Origin of the sequence: Staphylococcus sp. 2S1, assembly GCF_046721335.1 — a bacterium.
In the GTDB taxonomy this organism is placed as follows: domain Bacteria; phylum Bacillota; class Bacilli; order Staphylococcales; family Staphylococcaceae; genus Staphylococcus; species Staphylococcus equorum_A.
Window position 1 is genome coordinate 2,130,472 of record NZ_JBEUUJ010000003.1, and the last position, 23,664, is coordinate 2,154,135.

Below are 23,664 nucleotides of genomic sequence, written 5' to 3' on the forward strand. Positions count from 1 at the left end.
CATGTTTAAGACATGTAAATTGAATCGAGATTATTGGAGTTATAATTTAAATGAATAGTTAGTTGTTATACTTGAATAATAAAGTCGTAGTAAAATTTAAAAGGGCGTGGGACAGAATTATCTCATGCTCTATTAGAAAGCCCCAATCTATTAGAAAAAATGATATGCTCCCTTCAAAGTAGACACTTAAAAAGTAAAAACTTTGAAGGGAGTTTTTTTGTGTCTCAAAAACTTAAAGTAGATTTAAATTCACTTCTTATTGCCTTTGACAAATATGAAGAAGGCATGAGTTTTGCGAATATTGTAGATGAATTAAACCTAGATATTCATACAGGTATATTAAGAGATAAATACTATCAATATTTAGATAAAGGTATGGAATCGTTGATTCCAAAATCAAATAACAATAGTTATTCAAAAGAATTTAAAATGAACGTTGTTGATGAATATTTTCATAGTGAGTTATCTTATCGAGATTTAGCGATTAAATACAACGTGCCATCACATAAGACTATAATTAATTGGACAAAACGTTATACTGAGGATAAAGAGAACCAAAATTATTCTTCAATATCTGAGGTGTATATAATGAAAGCGAAAAAAACGACTTATGAAGAAAAATTAAATATCGTTAAATTTTATCTGGATAATGAATTAAGTTACAAAGAAATAGCCCAAAGATTTAATGTTACTTACGGTCAAGTGTACCAATGGATACAAAAATATAAAGAGCATGGCGGCGACGGTCTAATCGATGGTCGAGGTAAAGGTAAACCTCAATCAATATTAACTTCTGAAGAAGTTAATGAAGCTGAAATTAAAGCATTAAAAGAACGTAATAAAATTTTAGAAATGGAAAATAAAGTTTTAAAAAAATATCAAGAAATAGAAAGAGAGATGATGAATCAAAAATCAAACAAATCACGGCATACGAAACGATCCAAACGCTAAAAGAAGAATATCCTGTTCAACAACTATGCCAAACGCTTGGAATTTCAAGATCCAGTTATTATAAATGGATTCATCGCGTACCTACACAAAGAGATGTAGAAAACGAATCTTTAATGGAAGACATACAAGAAATATATGATAAATATAAAGGCATTTATGGTTACAGACGTATTTACATTTATATTCGAATTAAATTAGGTAAAAAAGTGAATCAGAAGCGTATTTATCGATTAATGAAAAAACTGAGACTAACTGCTGTCATACGTCGTAAGAGAGCACCATATAAACGCTCAACGCCTCAAATCACAGCTGAAAATATATTGAATCGTGAATTTCAAGAAGATAAACCTAACGTTAAATGGTTAACTGATGTAACTGAGTTTCGACTTAAAGCTGGAAACAAAGTATATTTAAGTGCTATTTATGATTTAGGTACAAATAAAATAGTTAGTTATGAAACAAGTGCTTCAAATAATAATCAACTCGTATTTAACACTTTTGATAAAGCAGTATGTAATATGGACTCTACCGAAGGTATTCTTTTGCATAGTGACCGAGGGTACCAATACACATCTAGGCGATTTAGAGATAAATTAAATCGCTTTGGCGTAATTCAAAGTATGTCGCGTGTTAGTAGATGTATAGATAATGGACCAATGGAAAGTGTTTGGGGGATTATTAAAAGTGAGATTTATAGAGGAAATAAACATTATTTATTTGAGAATATAGAAAGAGCTAAAATTATTATAGATGATTATATTCATTTTTTTAATAATGAGCGCATCACATTAAAAATGGCTGATCTCGCTTAATACGAGATCAACCTAAAATTTAATTATTTACTTGTCTACTTGACTGGGTGCAGTTCAAAAAACTAATAGATTGGGGCTTTCTATTTAATATTCAAAGATACTAAAGTGTCTACTTGTCTCCGTATGGCTAGAAGCTTTTTGTATTAACAACAATTTTTTATCTTATTGTTTATTGAAAAAATATTTGGTCATGAGAAAAACTATAACTATATAAATTACAGAATGAATGCACAACGTTATAAAGTCTAAGTTAAATATATGAATAGAATCCTTATTTAAAAGATACAAGATATTGCTTATAGGAGGAAGAATCCATAATATCCATTGCAAAAATGAAAATTGTTCTATTAATAAATCCTTGGTCAGTGTAACAATTAAGATAAGTATTGTAAGAAGCCAATTAAAGTTTTTACTGGCAATTTGTGTATTTGTTACAAAAGAACCTAATAATATCCCAAAAGAACTCATTAATATATGCGTGATTAAACCTATGAAAATTAAATTTAATGTAATCTCTTTATTAAAAACTTGGATTAATAATGGATAGAATAGTGAAACTAGAATTAATAAACAACTAACTAGAAAAAGATATAAAACTTTAAGCTTTAAATAATTGCTTTTAGATCTTAATTGGATATATAAAATATAGCGTTCGTTAATAGTATCGTGCTTAAAGTTAATAATTGTAAGCCAAGTCATTATAAGAAATAGCACAATTGATGTGGATCCATAACTAGATAATACAGGGACATCTTTATAAATATAGATGCTTATTAGACATAATAAGTAAATAAAAATAGGTGGTATAAAAATAAAAGATTTTAAAAACTTTAAATTTTCATATTTTAAAAAAGTAAGTAGCATATTATAAGTCCTTTACTTCTATAATTTCATAATTATTATTTATTAAATTTAGTATAACTAAGTTAGATTTTGATTTATATACTTGTATCGCTAACTTATTGTCGCTAATTTCTAGTATAGAAAGTATAGAACCTTCATTATTTACCATAATTAAGTTGTGGTTTTGTTTATAGCTTTGCACAGTAATTAATTTCTGCGTATCTTGCTTAGAGATGGATTTAAATGTGTAATCGTCTAAATTGAGTATATGAGTGACTACAGTATTTTCAAAATTGTAATCATGCGCTGTTATAATAATTGTTTTCGTTTTAACTAATTGTCGTAAATGATTTACAAACCGTTTTTCTGATTTATTATCTAGACCTGAAAATGGTTCGTCGAAAATTAAAATGTCAGGCATCCGCTAATAGACATTGTATAATATTAACTTTTTGTAATGTACCTTTAGATAAACGATGCAATTTCAAATCTTGAAATTCAGTTAAATAAAATAAATCCAAATAATTTTGCAGTATAGTATGTACTTGTTTTTTATTAATTTGATTATTTGAGTTAATTATAAATAATAAAAATTGTTTTACTGTTACTTTAATGTTTTTAGGAAATGCATCCGGGGCATAGCTAATTTTAGAATCAGTATAAATATTGCCGCTACTTGGTAACTGTAATTTAGAAATAAGTTTTAATGTTAAGCTTTTACCTACTCCATTTATTCCTTTTACTAAAGTTATGGAATTTTTGGGGATTTTAAAAGACAAATCATTAATGATAAGATTCTGGTTAAGCTCTTTTGACACGTTTTTAGCTTCAATCGCTATGTTCATTGAATATCATTCCTTTTTCTATAAAAGATCATTATTTATCTTTGCCATAAATGAGCTGTACGACACCGCTTTGATAAGTATGCATTTTTAACAATGACAAATTCAATCTTTGATTAATATTTTCAAATAATGGTTTTCCGAGCACCTAATACTACTGGGTGAATAGATAAACGATATTCATCAATTAAATTTTTATCTATAAATGAGGTGATAATACTAGACCCACCATATAACCATATGTCATTTGTATGAGCTAATTTGATTTGTTCGACTGCTTTGGTAATGTCAGGATTATAAATAAATTCAGTAGTTGTTTGATTTGAAATATGTTGGCGTGTAAATACATATTTACTTTTGCTATGAATATTGTCCCACATGAACTGCTCTCCATTGCTATCGTCTGCTTGCGGTTGGAAAGTTCCCCATAAATCATAGCTTTTTCTACCATAAATAATAGCGTCTATTTGGTTTAAAAATGCAGTGAAATTCATTTCTGGATCCATGATACACCAATCAATTTCACCATTCGATCCTTCTATAAAACCATCTAAAGATACAGCTAAATCTAATATAATTTTGCTATTATCGCTCATAAAATGCACCTTCATTCATTAAAATATATTATTATATATTTATTGTAGTGAAGCTTAAATGAAAAAACAATCATTGTGTTGAATGATAAAATTATTTTATTTACTTAAAAATTGTATGAAAAAGAGTACAAGTCATAAGTATCCCTAATGAAGTTGAAACGATATAGATGATTTAAATATTTATATGTACTTGTCCCATTTTGTATAAGGCTGACGTCCAGTGAAATAGTATGAGTGAGAGATAATAGATTCGATTCATATTCCAAGCAAACATGTACTTTCAAAAATCAAAAATGTTCGAATAAAAAGGAGCAAGATAAGCAATCAATGTTTGATTACTTACCCCGCTCCCACATAGCTGAGTAAATACAGACAACTACAGTGAAATATATAATTTACATTTACAAAATAACATGTTGTATTTATGTTCCGTGCGCTGAATAGATTTTTAATAATGATAAATTTAATCACTGGTAAATGTTACGGTTTGTTTTGATTCAGAAGACATTTGAATTGCATCTATCATAGCGATGGATGCGAGTGCATCTTGAGCATGTACATAATTTTGTGTATCGTTATGCAGACAATCATAAAATTGATTAATCAGTTTACCATGGCTTGGTCCATAATAAGATTTTGTTTTAGGTGCTTTAGCATCTTCTATAACTTGCTTTTTATAACCGTCTTCATTTACACGTGTCAGAATATTATCTTTAATTGTGAATTTTTCATTTTCAAAGATGACTTGAAGCTCAACACTAGAATTCCCAATACTGGCATTTGTAGCGAAAAACATACCATTTGCTTTGTTTTCAAACGCTATGTGTGCAACTGCGGTATCCTCTACTTCAATATCATAATCTAATAGTTGTGAGACATTGCCTTTAATAGATGTGATTTTGCCACAAAGTAATTGCATTAAATCTAGTGTGTGAATAGCTTGATTGATTAGTACGCCACCACCAGCAGTGTCCATCTTACCGCGCCAAGGTTTCTCTGTATAATAAGCTTCAGGTCTAAACCAAGTTACTAGCCCTTTTACGCCAATGACATTACCATATTCACCACTTCCGACGATTTTCTGAAGTGTTTGAAAGGTATCATTATAGCGATTTTGAAAGCAAATACCAATTTTAATTTCTGGGTACTTACGCTCTAATTTCACTAATTCAAGACCTTCTTTAGCGTTAATTGCAAGTGGTTTTTCTTGCAACACATGAACGCCTTTTTCAACACAAGTCGCTGTTGCTGATAAGTGTAAATAGTGTGGTAAACAAATATGAACACAATCTAACGCTTCTGAATCTAACATTTCATTTAAATCTTTATAAAAATGCGTATGAGGTACTTTGTTTTTTAATAATTCGTTTTCATCACAAACTGCTACTAATTGAGCCTCTGGATTATCATCAATCGCTTGAATATGTACTTGAGCGATATCACCTAGTCCAACAATTCCAATTTTAAGCATATGACCATCTCCGTTTATTTATGCTTTTATGAGTTAATTTATTGCTCTGATTGAATTTTTTCTTGTAATGCATTTTTAAATTCTGTTGGATCTACTGGTAGTGATACCTCTTTGCCTAACCAACTTGAAAGATAAATGGCATTTACAAAGTTAACACCATTAATACCGTCACTGCCTGGAGCAATCAATGGTGTATCATCAATAATGTTAGCTGCAAAGTTTTCTAATACGCTGATGTGTTGTTGACCCCATACACTTTCGAATTCAAACGTTTCTTGATCATAGATATCGTCAAAACCATTGCCAGTGAATATTTTGGCAAGCATCTTCCCACGACATATTACGGTTCATGTCTGTTTCAGATTCTTTTAAGCGAGTCAGTGTAATTTTGTTACTATCTTCGACTAATATTTTACCTTTATCGCCAGTGATTTCTAAGCGGTCTGTTCCGATAATGTCATGAGTACATGTAATGAATACACCTGTTGCCCCGTTGCCATAATCTAATACAGTTGTTACATCATCATCGACGTTTAATTCTCTTTGGTAACCATATTTAACATTTGAAAATATTTTTTCAGGTAAGCCACATAACCACTGGAGTAAATCGATTTGGTGTGGTGCTTGGTTTACTAAAACGCCACCGCCTTCTCCATCCCAAGTTGCTCTCCAAGAACTTTGATCATAATATGCTTGTGGACGCCACCATGTAGTGATAATCCAATTTGTGCGACGAATATGACCAATTTCACCAAGCATCAATTAATGCTTTAACTTTTTGGTATAAAGGATTGGTTCTTTGATTAAAGAAAATACCAAACGTTAATTCTGGTTTAGAAGCTGCTAAATCACTGATTTCTTTAACTTTTTCAGCATAGATATCTGCAGGCTTTTCTAAAAGTGCATGAATATCCCTAGACAATGCTTCTTTACCTATTTCTGTATGAAGGTAATGAGGCACTGTAGTAACGACTGCATCTACATCGCCACTTTCTAACATATCAATATAGTTATCGTAGAAAGGTACATCTGGATATTTTTCAGCACTTAATGCTTTTTTCTCAGGATCAATGTCACATATTGCGCCAATTTCTAGTTTATCTACTTCTCCGCTATGAATAAAACCTGCATACGTGCCACCTTGTGCACCTAAACCAATAATTCCTAAACGAACTTTTTCCATTATGCATTCTCCTTTTGTTCAATATTAGATAGTATTTTTAGTAAAGCTTCATATTGCATTTTATATCCTTCAGCGCCGTCTTTAGCTACTGTGTTTTGAATCGTCTCTGTGGAATGTTCAAGTTCTAAATCTTTAAGTGAATCAAATACAACGAGATGAGGTTCTAGTGTTAAAAATCCTTTGTAGCCGCGGTCGATTGCTTGTTTAAGTATCGATTCAATTTTACCATCACCCGTGCCACATAAGACATTGACGCTATCTTCATAAATAGCATCCTTAATGTGAATATATTCAATATGTGGAGCCAATAATTCATAACATGCTTGTGGATCCTCGCCACACTGAACAAAATTTGCGAAATCAAATATTGCTTTAAAATGTTTTGAACCGACTTCATTTAAAATAACATTACAACGTCGAGCAATATCTCCAAAGATATCTTTTTCATTTTCATGAAGTAATATCACATTATATTGTTCAGCAATTTTGGCAAATTGCTTTAATTTAGCAATGACTTCTTTTTCATAATCATCAAAATTATCTTCTTTTGGTATATAAAAACTAAATATTCTAATGTATTTACAATCTAAAGTATTTGATATTTGACATAATGTTTTTAATGTCTCTAATTGCGCTTTAAAAGCATCTTCATCATTAATATAAATTTTGCCTATTGGCGAACCAATGGATGAAATGCCAATGTTCCACTTTTTCAACCTTGGTAAGACATCTTTTTGTATGCTATCAACAGAGTATTTGCTAATATTTTCACCATCAACACCACGCAATGAGATATAGCGCATACCTAATTCACTGACAGTTTTTAACTGGGTATCTAATTCGGATGATATTTCATCCGAAAATCCTGATATTGCGATATTTTTCATTATAAAAATACCTCCATTTTCATTAAATATAACTTGAATTTTATAAAGAAGTAAATTGCAATCGCTTACATTTAACTTCTTTAAAAAGCACCTATTAAGGTGTAGATAGACTATTAATTTAAATTAGAACCATGTTTTATAACCTAAATCAATTAAGTGATCACGACTTGTGATTAAGCAATCATATGGATCGGCACCGTATAATTCATCTTGCTCAACAAAGAAATATTCACTGCCACTTTCAAGGCCGACTTCTATGATATCTCTTAAAGGTAAAGTACCTTCACCAAGTTCAGCAAATTGTGTAATCATATGTAGCATATAATATACCTTCTCAACGCCTTCTCCAGGGTATTGGTCCCAATCAATTTCACCAATACGATAATCTTTTAAGTGGATGGCACGAATGCGATTTGCATATGTTGGTATGAATTTAGCTGGGTCTATACCAAGCACGCCAAATCCAATGTACATCTAACTCAAAGCCTAAATGTTCAGTGTTATCACGCATTAAATCTAACATGAGCTCTCCATTATAACGAACGAATTCTACGTTATGCGCATGATAGTAAAGATCGATGCCATGTTCTTTTAAGCGTTTCGCATATTCCTCACATATTTCGGCAAATTTAAGCGTACTTTCTTTAGAACCCATATAGTTCATAGGAAGCATGCCAATACGTAAAATTGTACAATCTACAGCTTTACAATCTGCTACAATTTTATCAAAATCATTTTGTAATGTATCACCTGGATATTTTTGATCTTCAGAAATATCTTCGACACCACAAGACATTGCCGCGATATTCATGCCAAAATCTTTAATTGCACGTTGCATTTCAGTAATATTCTGTTCTGTCATTTCTATTTGAGATACCTCAACAGCATGGTAGCCAAGCTCGTTTACTTTATTTAAAACATTGTATATCCCATCTTCAGCTACCTTATCTTTAAGCATCATCATTTGAACTCCAATTTGTGGTTCAGTCATATAAATCATCCTTTCAATATAATATTGCTTTAGTGTTATAATTTAATTATATATTGAGTGAAAATTAACAACATTGTAAATAAAGGGAAAAAGATTGTTTTTTGAGCGGGAGGTATTTGAATGAAAGACAACGGGGATATTAAGTTTAAATTTGATTCTATTTCGTTACCTTTTGATGGAGAGTATGCGGCATGGCACAGGATAAGTGATGGTCACTTTGGCAATGAATTACATTATCACGACCATTATGAAATATTCTTCTCACTGTCAGGCAATATGCTATATACCATTGAAGGTAGAAAATATCAGCTAGACGTAGGTTCTTTATTACTCATTACACCATATGAATTTCATCAGTTAAATGAACAAATGGATGGGCATGCCGAACGTATCGGATTAAGATTTGATGAACATTTATTAGAATCTTTGTCTACAGATACATATGATTTAAGTGCATGCTTCGACACAAAATCACCAAACTTTAAAAATTTACTGCAATTGTCAGAATCACAAAAAAGAGAACTATATTATTTACTTCAGGGTTTAATTAATGAACAAAATAGTCAGAAATTTGGAAAGAAATTAGCAGAAGAAGCATTGCTCACTCAATTTTTTATACTTTTAAATAGAGTGTCAATTGCTAATGAACAAGTATCAGTGATAGATGACCCGGAATCTGAGTTAGTAAGACAAGTATTAGATTATATGGAGTTACACTACGCAGATCCTATTTCATTAGAAGATCTCGAAAAGAAATTCTATGTTAGTCGCTATAAAATTACTCAGCACTTCACTCGCCTTGTAGGCTATCCACCATATCGTTATTTATTACAGAAACGATTGCAAAATGCGCAACGTATGTTGAAAAATGGAGAAAGTCCACAACAAGTTGCCAATCAATGCGGTTTTAGCGATTATTCTAACTTTTATCGAAAATTTAAAACGTCTTATGGGTGCAGTCCACGTGATTATTATCAAAAACACGCCAAAAATTAAACTGTTTATAGAGTAGAGAAATGCCATTACTTTAGAATTGTCTCAGCTAGTGAGTCTAAAGTAATGGCAATTTTTAATGGAAAGACTGATCATGAAAAAGGTACTTAACATAATAAATAATGCATCTATGCTTTTAAAGATACAAAAATTATGTTTATGCTCAAGCAATATTCAACGGTTAGTAATCATTATTTGAATGGTCGAAAATTTAATATAATAAGCTTGTTATTGAAATAGAATAATGAACTGTAGTCATTAGAATAAATAGAAATATCGTAACTAGTATAGATTTTAAACATGAAATCTGCTGTTTTACGTGTTTAAAATCCAGAATGTTTAAATTAGTAAATAGTGGTAAGGACACTGATGCTACAAGGTTTATAGCTTTTACAACAGTATCATTACCACCTCCCTCTCGCATAAAACGTTATAACGTGTATAATGACGTTATAACGTTTTAAGACTTGGAATGAATTTTCCATGCGTTAGATTATAAAATAAAGGCGGAAAGATCTATGAAAGAAATTAATGATATTATTGCTGAAAATCTTAAGTTATATAGAAAACAAAATGGATATTCACTAGAACATTTATCCACTTTGACTGAAGTAAGTAAAACGATGCTTGGGCAAATTGAACGTAAAGAATCTATTCCATCGATTACAACATTATGGAAAATAGCTAACGGTTTAAGAGTTTCATTCTCTGAACTTACACAAGAAAATATTGAAAATATTAGAAAGATATCTGCGAATGAATTGAATCCATTAACTTCAGATGACAATAAATATAAAGTATATCCATTTTTTAAGTTTGATATTGAGAAAAAGTTTGAGAGTCATATGGTTATTATAGAGCACTGAAGGTCTTATGAAAGAATCGCCACATGGTTCTGGATCTATAGAGTACATAACGGTTTATGAAGGTACACTAACGCTTAAATTGGATGGAGATAACTATACGGTTCATAAAGATGAATCTATCCAATTTAACGCCAATATCTTCCATTTTTACTCAAATGAAAATATTTCATCAGTTCGATTTAATATGATTGTGCATTATTAATTTCTTTGCAGAAATATTTAACTTTTTCAGAGTTGTAATAAAAATATAAATTACTTTATGCTTGATCGCTCACATTGTAATTTAAGTACGATTTTGAGTTAATGTCTTATTTTGTGATCAAATATGCCTTTTTAGTTATTGTTGTTGTATATGTCCTTTTAAATGAGCATATTTTTTAAAATTCCATGTATCTGTTAAGCATAGTCAAAGACATAACTCGATTTTCTAATACTATCTATTTTTATTAAATTCATGGTTAAACTTAATAGCATTGTTGATTTTAAGCGTTGCCATAATTAGTTTAAGTATTTTTCTTCTAAGACAACGCTCAAAGGTTTCCGGTTATATTTGTTTAACGTGTGGCTTGATATTATTAATCATCGTATTTGTTTTTGGATTAGTTTTGGGGGCGTGAATACGAAGTCGAATTTTGATTTCATGTTCACGCCTCTTATTTGGATTTTAGAGTAATTAAAATTTTAAAAACAAAAAATACAACGACGCTTAGCGCCGTTGTATTGGGATTAATAAACTATTTTGTGTTGTGGATTAAGATTCTAATAGTAAATCTTCTGGATTTTCAATTAAATCTTTAATCATTTTTAAGAATCCTACTGCTTCTTTACCATCAATGATTCTGTGATCATAGCTTAATGCAATGTACATCATTGGACGGTTTTCGATTGTATCTGCATCGACAGCAATTGGACGTGTAATAATTGAGTGCATACCTAGAATAGCGACTTGGCTACCATTAATGATTGGTGTAGACATCATTGAACCAAAGATACCACCATTAGTAATTGTGAATGAACCATTTACCATATCGTCTAGGCCGAGTTTTTTATCGCGTGCTTTTTTAGCTAAATTGCCAATTTCTTCTTCGATTTCAGCAAAGTTTTTCTTGTCACAATCTCTTACGAATGGAACAAGTAAACCGTCGTCAGTAGATACTGCAACACCGATATCATAGAATTGTTTAGTAATCATATCGTCGCCGTCAATCTCAGCATTCACACCTGGGAATTTTTTCAGCGCCGCAACAGTCGCTTTTGTAAAGAATGACATGAAGCCGAGTTTAGTACCATCATGATCTTTAATGAATTGTTCTTTTTTACGTTTACGTAAATTCATTACGTTCGTCATATCGATTTCGTTAAATGTAGTTAACATAGCTGTGTTATTAGAAACTTCTAATAATTTTTTAGCAGCTGTTTTCTTACGACGAGACATTTTTTCTCTCACTACTGGTTTTGATGGATTTTGTTGTGCCGGTTTTTTCGCTTCTTCTTTAGCGGTTGGAGCTGATTGTTTTGAGCTTGCTTGATTTTGACTTTGATCAACATGTTCTTTTCTTACAACATCATTTGACTGTCTTGCTACTTCAGATAAGTCGATACCTTTTTCACGAGCATATTTACGTGCTGAAGGTGTTGCATTAACACGTTGTCCGTTGTCTTGATCTTTTTCTTCTGATTTATCATTTTGCGTTTCAGATTGTTGTGGTTGAGCTTTTTCTGATGATGAATCGTCTTTAGCGTCATCTTGTTTAGTCGGTGTTTCAGAAGCGTTGTTTCCGCTACCTTCTCCAACAACAGCGATAGATTGACCTACTTCAACTGTATCGCCTTCGTTTGCAAGTAATTCTTGAAGAACGCCTGCTTCTTCTGAAACAACTTCAACGTTTACTTTATCTGTTTCTAGTTCAACGATAGCTTCACCTTTATCTACGTTATCGCCTACTTGTTTTAACCATTCTGCAATGGTACCTTCTGTTATGGATTCTGCTAATTCTGGAACTTTTACCTCTGGCATGCTTGACTTCCCCCTAGTTAATTTTTGTACTTTGTTCGAGTATCATATTTTGAACGAGTTTGTGGATTTCACCATCACCTTCAGCCGGTGCCGAACGTTGTATACGACCATGATAACTTAAATCGTATTTATCTGTAGTTAATTCTTTTAGATAAGGATAAACAAATGACCATGCACCTTGGTTCTTAGGTTCTTCTTGTACCCAAGCTACGTTTTCTAAATTCGGCAATTCATTTAACAATGCTTCGATTTCTGTTACAGGGAATGGGTAAAGTCTCTCTACTGCAACAATTAATATAGAATCATTCGGATTTTGAGCCAAATATTCTTTTAAATCAATAAACATTTTTCCTGAAGCTAAAATAACTTTTCTTACAGTGTCTTTTTGATGTTCTTCTGGTAAAATCGCTTCAAATTTGCCCGTAGTAAATTTACTAATAGGATCTGCTACTGTTTTATTACGTAATAAGCTTTTCGGTGACATTACTACTAAAGGTCTCATAGATTCTGTACCTAATGTAGCGACTTGTGCGCGTAATAAATGGAAATAGTTACTTGAACTAGATAAATTAACGATTGTCGCATTATTTTCTCCTGCAAGTTGCAAGAATCTTTCTAAACGTGCAGATGAATGTTCTGGTCCTTGTCCTTCAAATGAATGAGGTAACAATAATGTTAAAGCGAGCACGTTCACCCCATTTAGCTCTTGAACTAAATAAGAAGTTATCAAAAATCATTTGAGACATATTTGAAAAATCACCATATTGTGCTTCCCAAATTGTCATACATGATTTATTTTGAACGTTATAACCATATTCAAAGCCAACTACTGCGACTTCTGATAATGGTGAGTTACGTACTTCAAACGTCGCTTTTTGATCAGGTACATGATGTAACGGTGTGTACTTCTCGCCAGTCTCTGGGTCATGTAAGACTGCATGGCGGTGACTGAAAGTACCACGTTCGCTATCTTGCCCTGTTAAGCGTATTGGATTGCCATTTTGAGTAATTGTCGCAAAAGCTAATTGTTCTGCTTGAGCCCAGTCAACTAATCCATCTTCTTTTTCAAATGGCTCTCTACGTTTGTCTAATACTTTATTAAGTTTCTTCAATACATTGAAATTTGAAGGATACGTAAGCATCGCATCATTAATTTCTTTAAGTTGTTCAAAACTCAATTCAGTATCTTGGCTTTGAATTGGTTCTGCCAAGTCATCTGGTTTTTGCATATTTGGATTATCCATTTTATCATTTTTATCAATTTTGTCATGAGTCTGCTCGTAATGATTTTTGTACTTCATCCATAATATTATTCATTTGATCTTCTGTAATAATATGCTCATCTACGAGCTGTCTTCCGTATAAAAGTTCAACGGAGTCATGTTTACGTATTTCATGATATTGTAGTGGATTTGTGATTGATGGTTCATCCATTTCGTTATGACCATATCGACGGTAACCAACTAAGTCAATAACAACATCTTTATGGAATTCTTTTCTGAAAGCCATAGCAATTTCAATTGCTTCAATTGTTGCTTCAACGTTGTCTGCATTAACATGCATAATTGGCACATCATATCCTTTAGCTACATCTGAAGAATATGTTGTAGAACGACCTTCTTCAGGTTCTGTTGTAAAGCCGATACGGTTATTTGTAATAACGTGCAGAGTACCACCAGTAGAATAACCATCAAGGCTACCTAAGTTCATTGCTTCAAAATTAATGCCTTGGCCAGGATAAGTCTGCGTCACCATGAATTAATATTGGCATAGATTTTTCGAATTCCGTTGTTACTGCACCAGGTTTATCTGTGTTGTCTTGTGTTGCGCGTGTTTTCCCTAAAACAACAGGTGCTACGATTTCTAAATGACTTGGGTTATTAGCTAATGAAATACGTTGTTCACTACCATATGAACGCGTCGTTTTCACGCCACCAAGGTGATATTTAACATCGCCAGACCAACCAGAAGTTAATTTTAAGCTTCCGTCTTCTGGTAAAAACTTCATTGGATCTGTGTGCATAAATTCAGAAATCATCATTTCATATGGCTTTTCTAAAACATGTGTGAGTACGTTTAATCTCCCACGGTGAGCCATACCAATTTGAATGTTTTGAATACCTTCGTCACTCGCAAGTTTTAAAGTTTGCTGTAACATTGGGACTAATGTATCTACACCTTCAATTGAAAAGCGTTTTGCGCCTACAAAGTTTTTGTGTAGATATTTTTCAAAACCTTCAACGTGGGCTAAATTTTTAAAAAGTTCGATTTTTTGATTGTCATTTAAAGTTGCTTTGTACGGTGTTTCAATTCTGCGTTTTAACCATACACGTTCTCTATTGTTGTTGATATGCGTGTACTCAAAGGCGATTGGTCCTTTGTAACGTTTTTCCATACGTACAATAGCTTCATAAGCATTGTCATAAATATCTTTGAAATGCTCTGATACGATACCTGCAGAAATAGATTCAAGTGTTTCTTTGTCTAAATTGAAATCTTCAAAGTTTAACTTTGGAACATTTTCTCTTACAGGTCTATTGACTGGATAAATATCTGCTAATAAATGCCCATATTGGCGGATATTATCTATTAAGCGCATAACACGTTTGATTGTGCTATCACCTTTAGTCACATTACTTTGACCTTCAGTATTTGTTACGATGTTAGCTTCACCGTTTTTGATTGTACTAAATAGGACTTGCAAATCTTCAGGGACTGAAGTCGGATCATTTAGATATACGTCATATAAATCTAAAACATATCCAAGATTTGCCCCGAAATTTACAGGTGCCTCGGAAACCTGTCTTTCGTTGCTCATATTACACCCTCCACAAAATAGTTGAAACGCTTACAAATCAATAATAGCATTAAACAGGCGCAAATTAAAGTACCAATAGCCTAGTTATATGAAAAAACAGAATCTAAATTAAATAGATTCTGTTACTTTTGTAATATATATAATAATGTAACGTATGTTTTGCTAAATTTAAACTTTTTTAATGCTAGATTTCACGTGTTAAAAAGTAATTTTAAAAGTAGTATATTTACCTATTTCACTTTCAACTTGTATAGTGCCATGATTCAATTCAATTATTTTTTTAGCAATAGATAGACCGAGGCCATTGCCACCTAATTTACGTGAACGTGATTTATCGACTCTATAGAAACGGTCAAAAATAAATTCAATATCTTCTTTAGGAATACCAACACCGTGGTCTGTTATCTCAATAGAAATTTGTTTGTTTCTAAGATTGGTTTGGATATGAATATGTTTGTTATGCTTGATCATATTTCATAGCGTTATCAATGAAGATAATTAATATTTGTTCTAATTGGTAACGATTTATTTTAATATTAAGTGGTTTAGGATAAGCTTCAAATTCAAATTTATAGTCCTGATGTAATTGTTTTAAAGATTTTATACGAGAAGTAATTTCCTGATTAATGTCTACATTTTCGATATCTCCATCTCGACTATTATTATTATCTTTAGTGAGTAAGAGAAGCTCTTCTACTAATTTTGTAATTCTCATCATTTCTTCTAAGGAAATGTCTAAAGATTCTTCAAGTATTGTCGCATCTTTTTTTCCCCAACGTTGAATTAAATTTAAGTGACCTTGGATAATTTGTAATGGCGTACGTAATTCGTGAGAAGCGTCTTCCACGAATTGTCTTTGTTGATTAAAAGATTCTTCTAATTGGAACATCATTTCGTTAAAAGTAACGATTAAATTATCTGTTTCTTCATAGTTTGTAGTTAACTCTACTTTTTCTTGGAAACCGTCTCTACGTATTTGTTGCATTTTGTTAGACATCAAAATTAATGGCTTTGTAATTTGTGATGAGAAAAAGTAACTTATAATCGCAGTGATAAACGTTGCAATGATGCCGAAAATAAGCGCAATAAAATATAAAGAATTTACGAGTGTGTTATAGCTTTCTAATGAATGGACGATTACACTATACCCTTTGAAACTTTGAGAATCGATGTGTTGCGTTATAGTCAGGTATTCCGTATTATGATGATTTTTAATTGAAGCTTGATTCGCATCTTTAGCCGCAAAATTTGGTGTGTAATTGATCGTATTATCATTTGAAGTCTCCATTAATTTGTCACCATTGTCACTATAAAGTATTACCTTTTGAAAGTTGCCTAAAGAAGCATTTAAATCTAAAGGTGTGATATCTTTCATATGCTTAGTTTCAAAAAGGTTTACAATATCTGACGAACTTCGTTCTGCCTCAGTAAATTCATTGTGACGTAAACTATTGCTTAAGAAGAATATAATAATCAAACTAAAAATAAATATTGTTGAAAACGTTATTGTTGTTGTTATCATCATCCATTTTGTTTTTAATTTTCTTTGCTTCATTGTCTAACCACATAGCCAACGCCACGAACGGTTTCGATGTATTTATCTTTACCATATGGTTTGAGTTTGTTTCTTAAATAACGAATATAAACATCAACAACATTTGTTTCAACCTCGGTATCATATCCCCAAACATCCGTGATAATTTGTTCTCTCTGCAAAACATGATTTTTATTAACAGCAAGTAAATATAATAAGTCATATTCTGTTTTTGTTAAATCTAAGGATTCGCCCTCTACAGTGACCTTAAAAGCGTCTTTGTCTATAATGATACCCTTGATATCAATGACGTTCTTTTGTGGCTGTCTACGTAGCATAGCACGTATTCTAGCTAGTAATTCTTCTATATCAAATGGTTTAACAATATAATCATCAGCGCCATAATCTAAACCTGCGACTTTATCATAGGTATCGCTTTTAGCAGTAATAATAATAATTGGCGTTGTTTGCTTTTGACGAATTTGACGGCAGATTTCTAAGCCATTGATATTTGGTAGCATCAAATCCAAAAGTATAAGATCATAGTTATTTGATAATGCTTTTTCTAAACCAGGACGTCCATCGTATTCTATATCTACAGTGTAATTTTCGTGTTCAAGTTCAAGTTCTATAAAGCGAGCAAGATTTTGTTCATCTTCTACTATTAATATTTTTGTCATAAGTTGCACCTCAAATTATATTTTAAATGATAATACACAATGTAGGAAGTTATTACTAATAATTGTATAATATTTGTTGTTTGTATACGAGGTATACTTAAACAAGTAAATCGTATTATATCCCCTCGTATTGCATTTTAAAGGTTATTAAGTCTTGATAAATATAAGAATCTATAAAAATTCTTTAATTCTAATTGACAATAATTCTCAGTATTGTATAATGTAATTGAAAATGATTATCAATTCCAAATATAAGACATTCCCCCCACACGAATTTCGATCTTATTGGATTGATCATTTTCAGAAATATCCCCTTTTATATGCCCGTAAAAGACTAACGTTGCGAGACAACGTGAATATAAAAACCGGTTTTACATTGTAAAATCGGTTTTTATAATAAATTTTGACACAAAAAGCAACAAGATTCGTTATATATCAAGTTGCTCAAAATTGAGGCAAGCCAAACGTTAATATCGACGTTTGGCTTGTTTTTTTTGCAATTCAAAATTCAAACAAGATATTTTCAAAATCATAAATAAAAAACTGCCGAAAAGTCAGTGTGAACTGCACCCAGTCAAGTAGACAACTAAATAATTGAAATTTGTTTTAGGCTGACTTCATACCTTTAGGTATGCGGTCAGCCATTTTTAATGTAATTCGATCGTTATTAAAAAAGTTTATATATTCACTTATAACTTTTTTAGCTAATTTAACAGTTTCAAATGTGTAATTTTTATTTCCTTTATAAATCTCACTTTTAATAATGCCCCAAACACCTTCCATCGGCCCGTTATCTATACAGCGACTAACACGAGACATACTCTGTATCATTTTGTTTTCATCCAATATTTTCTTGAATCTGCTATTTGTGTATTGGAAGCCTCTATCACTGTGAAATACAATACCTTGGGTATTATCAACTTGGTTAATTGCCTTTCTAAGCGTGTTGAAAACATACTCATTATTATTAGTTGTATTCATTTCATAACTGATAATCTTCTTTGAACCTAAATCGTATATAGCACTTAAATAAACTTTTTGTCCTGTTTTGGTTTTGAATTCAGTAGTATCTGTCAGCCACTTGGTATTAGGACGTGATTCATTAAACTGACGATTTAAAATGTTTTCTGCAGTAACCGTAGGTTTGCTTTTAATGTACCTCTTTTTCTTCTTACGAATAGTAGCTTTTAAATTCATTTTATTCATCAATCTATAAATACGCTTATGATTAACTGTTTTTCCTAATTTGAGGCGAATGTATATGTAGATTCGACGATAACCATAAATCCCTTTATATTTATCGTATATTGTTTGAATAGTATCCATTAAATCTAAGTTTTCCTGTTCTAATTTGCTTACTGTTCGATGAAGCCATTTATAATAACCCGATCTGGAAACTCCTAATATTTCACATGATTTTAAGATTGGATATTTGTATTTTAATGCTTCTATCGTTTTGTACGATGCCTGTTGTCTGATTTTTGATTCATCAACTCTCTTTCTATAATTTCCTCCTTTTTTAATACTTCATTTTCCATTTGTAAATATTTATTACGCTCTTTCAAAGCTTTGATTTCAGCTTTCAACACTTCTTCATCCGTCATAATTGATTTAGGTTTATGCTTACCACGACTATCAATTAGACCATCACTACCATGTTCTTTGTATTTTTTTACCCAGTTATATAGTTGACCATAGGTCACATTGAATTTCTCGGCGAGTCGCCTTATAGTTCATTTCATTCGCGATATAATATTCAACAATTTCAATACGTTCATTTAAAGTTGTTTTTCTAGCCTTCATTGTATACACCTCGGATTTAGGGGAATATGTTTTGTTTTCTGTACCCTCAGTATAACGTTTTATCCAAGATCTAACAGTACCCGAACTAGGAATATTATACTTATAAGCTAAGTCATAACTTGATAATTCAGTATTGAAATATTCCTCCACAACGTTTCTTTTGAAATGTTTAGAATAGGTATTATTTTTTAAAGATGGCATTATAGATTTAATACCATTGATTTTAAAATTGCTATATTTTTCATTTAACATTGATTTACTTAAATTTATATTCAGTTCTTTTATAACGCTTGAAGCACTTACACCATTTTCCATCATTCTAAAAGCTAAAAGAAAAGTTTCTGTATTTACTTTATAAGTTTTAGACATAAAAATTCCCTCCAAAGTTTTCATTTTTTAAATGTCTACTTTGGAGGGAGCATATCAGTGACTTTTCGGCAGACTAATCAACTAGATGTAACATATATCTAGTTGATTTAGTGTTGATAAACTATCAATAAATACTAAACTTGTAGTTTATGTCTTAAAATAAGCGTTGGTAGTACCACACAGAAGGCGCCACCAATGATTCCGGCAATGATATCAGTTGGATAGTGAACACCTAGGTATACGCGAGATGATGATATTAAAATGATAAATAATGCAGATAATCCTATCATAAATGCTTTAGATTTACCTTGTAGCACTCGATTAGCGATATACATCGTACTGCCAAAGAATGTGGCGGAGCCCATAGCATGACCACTTGGGAAGCTAAACCCAGAAATATCAATGAGCCTTAATAATGTTGGACGTTCTCTATCAAAGAGGTTCTTTAGCAAAGGATTTAAAGTCCCCGATAAACTCATTGCGATAGCAAAAAACAAAGCCTCAATATTTAATCGTTTTAGCATTAAATAAGCAATTAGTAGTAGTGACAAACAAACCATTGCCCATACTTCACCAATCTTAGTTACGCCTAAGAAGAAAGTAGTCGTAATAAAACTTTCAGAAGAATATATAAATTCGTATACTTCATTATCAATCCATTTTCCTAATCTAGATTCATGAAAGAATGCAATGATGCCAAATATTAAAGTGAAAATGATTAATAATGAAATTCGTTTCCATCGACTCATTGCATATGACCTCCCATTAGTTTAGTGCGTCATTAATAATTTTATTGAATAAATCTTGACGCGTATAGCTTTCTTTATATGTTTGCATTTGTTTAACTATTGATTCACGGTTAGCTTCAATTTCATTAAGCTGTGTGATTAATTGTGTTTCAGTTAACGTATCCTCTGGTAATGTTTTACCAAAACCTTTAGATTCAAAATTCTTAGCGTTATCAATTTGATCACCACGGGATTGATCTAAACCAAGTGGAATTAATAACATAGGAATTCTAAGTGCTAAAAATTCATAAATCGCATTTGAGCCGACACGACTAATAACCGTATCAGTAATTGCTAAAAGGTCTGTTAAATCATCTTTCACGAATTCAAATTGAATATAACCATCTTTATTTGAATATTGCTTTTCTAACAAGCCCTTACCAGTTAAATGTACAACTTGATAGTTTTCATTCAGTGCGTCTAAATTTTGTCGTATGATTTCATTTAATTTTTTACTACCTAGACTACCACCCATAACGAGCAATACTTTTTTATCATTAGTAAATTTAGTGAGTTGATATCCTCGGTTTTTATCTCCAGTTTTCAAATCTTCACGTACTGTTGCGCCGACGAAATCTGCTTTATCCTTAGGGAGATACTGCAATGTATCTTCAAAAGTAGTGTAGATTTTCTTAGCAAATTTGAGTGAAATCTTGTTAGCTAAGCCAGGCGTTAAATCTGATTCATGAATTATTGTTGGAATCTTCAAAGATTTTGCGACCATAACTACTGGCACAGATACAAAACCACCTTTTGAAAATAATAAATCAGGTTTCTCTTTCTTTAATACTTTTCTCGCATCTAATACACCTTTTAATACTTTAAATACGTCTTTTATATTGTCCCAAGAAATATAACGTCTTAATTTACCACTAGAAATTGAATGATATTTGATTTTAGGTAATTGAGATTCTATCATCTCGCGTTCAATTCCTTTTTTTGAACCGATGTAAAAGGTTTCATAACCTTCTTCCAAGGCAGTGGGTATTAAACTTAAATTGACTGAGACATGTCCAACAGTGCCTCCCCCAGTAAATGCGATTTTCGTCATATTGTAACCTCTATTCTTCTAATTTTTTATAATAGGCATAAAAGGGTTCTCCTTTATCAAAAGGAGGGTAATCAATTTCTGCCTCGCCTACTTTATTAAAGCCCAATTTATTAAACAGACCTTGTGCACGTTTGTTTAATGCAAATGTATCTGTCACTATAACGTGAATATTATCATCAAGTGCAAGGTTAACAGCAAAGTTAAATAATTGAGTAGCGACACCTTTATATGCTGATGAAACAGCAAGTCTGTGGATTACATATGCACCACTTCTGTCGATTGGCCATTCTAGTTCATCATACCACTCTGATTGTTGTTGGTCGACAACTATAAAAGCATAAATTATAGAAGTTTCTTCAAGTACATAAAGTGTTTCTTTTTGTATGTCTTCTTTGAAATGCTTGCTCCAAAGGATATTGTTCATCCCATTGGTTATTATTATCTTGTTTCATGATTGCTTTAGCTTCTTTTACAATTTTTAGAACACTTGATAAATCGTTTTTGTTAGCAATTCTAATCATAGAAATAGTACCTCTCTATAGTTAATTTAATTTTTTAAGAAGATTTTGTAAAACAGTATCCTCTTTATTTGCTTTGTTGACAAGCGCTTGGGTGAATTTTTCATTTGTTTTTTTGTCGAATGTGCCATTTACTTCCAAATTATTTTCTTTTTGGAATGATTCAATAGCAGATTGCAAAGCATTATCAAATTCATTAGAATTATTATTTACTTTATGACCCAATGCAGATAATCCAACCTTCATTGTTTTAACATTTTTATCGCTATCACCCAACTCAAATGTTTTATCATTAGGTATAACATTTAATGTTTGGTATTCTGGTTCATTAATTTTTACATCCGGTTTAATTCCCTTACCATGAATGTAATGTGAATGTGGTGTTAGCCATTTCATGTTGGTGAATTTTAATAATGATCCATCGTCAAACTCATTTGTTGTTTGAACAATTCCCTTACCAAATGTTTTAGAACCATAAACCTTGGCCTTATCATAGTCTTTCATAGCACCTGTAAATACCTCAGAAGCACTTGCAGAGCCTTTATTGACAAGAATTGATACTTCCATGTCTTTAGCTTCTTTTAAAGCATCATTAGAAGCTGTAATTTCTTCTTTATGATCGCCTTTTTGAAGTTGTACAACGGTTTCACCTTTATCTATAAATATATTAGCCATTTTAATCGCTTCATCTAATAAACCACCTGGGTTATTACGTAAGTCTAAAACAATTTTACGGACGCCATCTTTATGTGCTTTGATAATTGAAGATTTTAATTCACCTGCAGTGCTATCTTGGAATTTATTGATAGTAAAGACACCTATGTCATTTTGTTTTTCATATTCAACGCTTTTCACGTGTATTTTATCACGCTCAATCGTGATATCGTGTGCCTGGTTAGCTCTTTCAATTGTTAGAGTTACATTCGTTCCTTTTTTACCGCGCACTTTATTTACAATCGCTTCCAATGGTTGTCCTTTGATAGATTTACCATCAACTTTAGTCACAACATCTTTAGGTTGTATACCTGCTTTTTCAGTCGGCGAACCTTTCATTGGACTTGTGATTTCAATTTTATTGCCTTTCTTTTGCATTTCTGCGCCGATACCTACAAAATCTCCAGAAACATCTTCATTAAAAGATTTCGTTTCTTTTTTAGTCATATAGTCAGAATATGGATCATCTAACTCTTTTACCATTCCATCAATAGCGACTTCAGATAATTTTTCTGAATCTGTCTCTTTATAATATTCATTATTTAAAGTTTTATAAACTTTTTGCACCTTTTGCATTTCTGTTCGTTGATCACTATTTAGTCCGCTTTTCCAATTACTAACGCCAATTGTTGCAAATACTGCAATGAGTGCTGTGATGATCACAGTAGCTATTATCAATAAAATGAAATGGTCTGCGTTTGAAATTTAAGAATTTAGATTTATTTTGGTGATTATTATCGTTATTACTGTCGTTACTGTTTTCCTCATGTATGTCTTTATGATCTGACATTTAATCACTTCCTACTACATATGTAAAAATTCCTATTAAAGTTTAACTAAAATAAAAAAGCTAGGATTGAACCATATTCGATTAATCCCGACTACTTATATGACACTATAATATTTTAATATATTTGAATCTATATACACAAACATT

The 23,664-nt window shown here is 31.6% G+C and carries 13 protein-coding genes and 8 pseudogenes; 4 read left to right on the top strand and 17 right to left on the bottom strand.

Annotation, left to right across the window (positions count from 1 at the left end):
- The first annotated feature begins 159 nt into the window (after window positions 1–159).
- Window positions 160–1,763 (top strand): annotated as a pseudogene (locus ABLV90_RS11155) (IS3 family transposase).
- Window positions 1,764–2,628: 865 nt separating this feature from the next.
- Here ABLV90_RS11155 and ABLV90_RS11160 read toward each other — a convergent pair.
- The 8 genes and pseudogenes from ABLV90_RS11160 to ABLV90_RS11195 form a co-directional block, all read right to left on the bottom strand.
- On the bottom strand, window positions 2,629–3,027 hold the full coding sequence (locus tag ABLV90_RS11160; protein WP_460872642.1) for a hypothetical protein: 399 nt from the start codon (window positions 3,025–3,027) through the stop codon (window positions 2,629–2,631).
- Entirely contained in the window at window positions 3,020–3,451 is a 432-nt protein-coding gene (locus ABLV90_RS11165; protein WP_460872643.1) for an ATP-binding cassette domain-containing protein, read from the bottom strand. The genes ABLV90_RS11160 and ABLV90_RS11165 overlap by 8 nt, the downstream gene beginning before the upstream one ends.
- A gap of 31 nt (window positions 3,452–3,482) precedes the next feature.
- Window positions 3,483–4,044: pseudogene (locus tag ABLV90_RS11170) on the bottom strand (dihydrofolate reductase family protein).
- A gap of 463 nt (window positions 4,045–4,507) precedes the next feature.
- Entirely contained in the window at window positions 4,508–5,515 is a 1,008-nt protein-coding gene (locus ABLV90_RS11175; protein ID WP_460872644.1) for a Gfo/Idh/MocA family protein, read from the bottom strand.
- Between the two features lie 38 nt (window positions 5,516–5,553).
- Window positions 5,554–6,698 (bottom strand): annotated as a pseudogene (locus ABLV90_RS11180) (Gfo/Idh/MocA family protein).
- Window positions 6,698–7,585, bottom strand: a complete 888-nt coding sequence (locus tag ABLV90_RS11185; protein ID WP_427707819.1) for a sugar phosphate isomerase/epimerase family protein — start codon at window positions 7,583–7,585, stop codon at window positions 6,698–6,700. Before ABLV90_RS11185 ends, ABLV90_RS11180 begins: the two are co-directional and overlap by 1 nt.
- 123 nt (window positions 7,586–7,708) lie before the next feature.
- The gene (locus ABLV90_RS11190) at window positions 7,709–8,041 is read right to left on the bottom strand and encodes a hypothetical protein (protein ID WP_460872645.1); all 333 of its coding nucleotides are present in this window, start codon (window positions 8,039–8,041) and stop codon (window positions 7,709–7,711) included.
- Window positions 8,019–8,576, bottom strand: coding sequence for a sugar phosphate isomerase/epimerase family protein (locus ABLV90_RS11195; protein WP_460872646.1), 558 nt, complete (start codon window positions 8,574–8,576; stop codon window positions 8,019–8,021). The genes ABLV90_RS11190 and ABLV90_RS11195 overlap by 23 nt, the downstream gene beginning before the upstream one ends.
- A 120-nt stretch (window positions 8,577–8,696) precedes the next feature.
- Here ABLV90_RS11195 and ABLV90_RS11200 point away from each other — a divergent pair, with 120 nt between their 5' ends.
- The 3 genes from ABLV90_RS11200 (at window position 8,697) to ABLV90_RS11210 (ending at window position 10,637) form a co-directional block, all read left to right on the top strand.
- Window positions 8,697–9,572 carry an AraC family transcriptional regulator gene (locus tag ABLV90_RS11200; protein ID WP_046465324.1) on the top strand — a complete coding sequence of 292 codons (876 nt, stop codon included), beginning with the start codon at window positions 8,697–8,699 and terminating at the stop codon, window positions 9,570–9,572.
- 515 nt (window positions 9,573–10,087) lie between these two features.
- The gene (locus tag ABLV90_RS11205) at window positions 10,088–10,435 is read left to right on the top strand and encodes a helix-turn-helix domain-containing protein (protein WP_460872647.1); all 348 of its coding nucleotides are present in this window, start codon (window positions 10,088–10,090) and stop codon (window positions 10,433–10,435) included.
- A gap of 7 nt (window positions 10,436–10,442) precedes the next feature.
- The gene (locus tag ABLV90_RS11210) at window positions 10,443–10,637 is read left to right on the top strand and encodes a cupin domain-containing protein (RefSeq protein WP_460872648.1); all 195 of its coding nucleotides are present in this window, start codon (window positions 10,443–10,445) and stop codon (window positions 10,635–10,637) included.
- Window positions 10,638–11,186: 549 nt separating this feature from the next.
- Here ABLV90_RS11210 and sucB read toward each other — a convergent pair.
- The 9 genes and pseudogenes from sucB to ABLV90_RS11255 all read right to left on the bottom strand — a co-directional run bounded on the left by sucB (window position 11,187) and on the right by ABLV90_RS11255 (window position 23,517).
- Window positions 11,187–12,452, bottom strand: coding sequence for a dihydrolipoyllysine-residue succinyltransferase (gene sucB, locus ABLV90_RS11215; RefSeq protein WP_460872649.1), 1,266 nt, complete (start codon window positions 12,450–12,452; stop codon window positions 11,187–11,189).
- Window positions 12,453–12,465: 13 nt separating this feature from the next.
- Window positions 12,466–15,270 (bottom strand): annotated as a pseudogene (locus ABLV90_RS11220) (2-oxoglutarate dehydrogenase E1 component).
- Between the two features lie 198 nt (window positions 15,271–15,468).
- Window positions 15,469–16,825 (bottom strand): annotated as a pseudogene (locus tag ABLV90_RS11225) (ATP-binding protein).
- Window positions 16,822–17,484 carry a response regulator transcription factor gene (locus ABLV90_RS11230; RefSeq protein ID WP_069815636.1) on the bottom strand — a complete coding sequence of 221 codons (663 nt, stop codon included), beginning with the start codon at window positions 17,482–17,484 and terminating at the stop codon, window positions 16,822–16,824. Before ABLV90_RS11230 ends, ABLV90_RS11225 begins: the two are co-directional and overlap by 4 nt.
- A 606-nt stretch (window positions 17,485–18,090) precedes the next feature.
- A pseudogene (locus ABLV90_RS11235) lies at window positions 18,091–19,680 on the bottom strand (IS3 family transposase).
- Window positions 19,681–19,790: 110 nt separating this feature from the next.
- Entirely contained in the window at window positions 19,791–20,405 is a 615-nt protein-coding gene (locus ABLV90_RS11240; RefSeq protein ID WP_285323160.1) for a phosphatase PAP2 family protein, read from the bottom strand.
- Between the two features lie 16 nt (window positions 20,406–20,421).
- On the bottom strand, window positions 20,422–21,495 hold the full coding sequence (locus tag ABLV90_RS11245) for an undecaprenyldiphospho-muramoylpentapeptide beta-N-acetylglucosaminyltransferase (RefSeq protein WP_460872650.1): 1,074 nt from the start codon (window positions 21,493–21,495) through the stop codon (window positions 20,422–20,424).
- 10 nt (window positions 21,496–21,505) lie between these two features.
- Window positions 21,506–22,016, bottom strand: a pseudogene (locus ABLV90_RS11250) (GNAT family N-acetyltransferase).
- Between the two features lie 21 nt (window positions 22,017–22,037).
- A pseudogene (locus ABLV90_RS11255) lies at window positions 22,038–23,517 on the bottom strand (S41 family peptidase).
- Between the last annotated feature and the right edge of the window lie 147 nt (window positions 23,518–23,664).

Excerpts from the sequence above, each read along its gene's own strand:
- ABLV90_RS11230 (WP_069815636.1), bottom strand. The coding sequence starts at position 17,484 with ATGACAAAAATATTAATAGTAGAAGATGAACAAAATCTTGCTCGCTTT.
- ABLV90_RS11175 (WP_460872644.1), bottom strand. The coding sequence starts at position 5,515 with ATGCTTAAAATTGGAATTGTTGGACTAGGTGATATCGCTCAAGTACAT.
- ABLV90_RS11160 (WP_460872642.1), bottom strand. The coding sequence starts at position 3,027 with ATGCCTGACATTTTAATTTTCGACGAACCATTTTCAGGTCTAGATAAT.
- ABLV90_RS11245 (WP_460872650.1), bottom strand. The coding sequence starts at position 21,495 with ATGACGAAAATCGCATTTACTGGGGGAGGCACTGTTGGACATGTCTCA.
- ABLV90_RS11205 (WP_460872647.1), top strand. The coding sequence starts at position 10,088 with ATGAAAGAAATTAATGATATTATTGCTGAAAATCTTAAGTTATATAGA.
- ABLV90_RS11185 (WP_427707819.1), bottom strand. The coding sequence starts at position 7,585 with ATGAAAAATATCGCAATATCAGGATTTTCGGATGAAATATCATCCGAA.
- ABLV90_RS11240 (WP_285323160.1), bottom strand. The coding sequence starts at position 20,405 with ATGAGTCGATGGAAACGAATTTCATTATTAATCATTTTCACTTTAATA.
- ABLV90_RS11195 (WP_460872646.1), bottom strand. The coding sequence starts at position 8,576 with ATGACTGAACCACAAATTGGAGTTCAAATGATGATGCTTAAAGATAAG.
- ABLV90_RS11165 (WP_460872643.1), bottom strand. The coding sequence starts at position 3,451 with ATGAACATAGCGATTGAAGCTAAAAACGTGTCAAAAGAGCTTAACCAG.
- ABLV90_RS11200 (WP_046465324.1), top strand. The coding sequence starts at position 8,697 with ATGAAAGACAACGGGGATATTAAGTTTAAATTTGATTCTATTTCGTTA.
- ABLV90_RS11210 (WP_460872648.1), top strand. The coding sequence starts at position 10,443 with ATGAAAGAATCGCCACATGGTTCTGGATCTATAGAGTACATAACGGTT.
- sucB (WP_460872649.1), bottom strand. The coding sequence starts at position 12,452 with ATGCCAGAGGTAAAAGTTCCAGAATTAGCAGAATCCATAACAGAAGGT.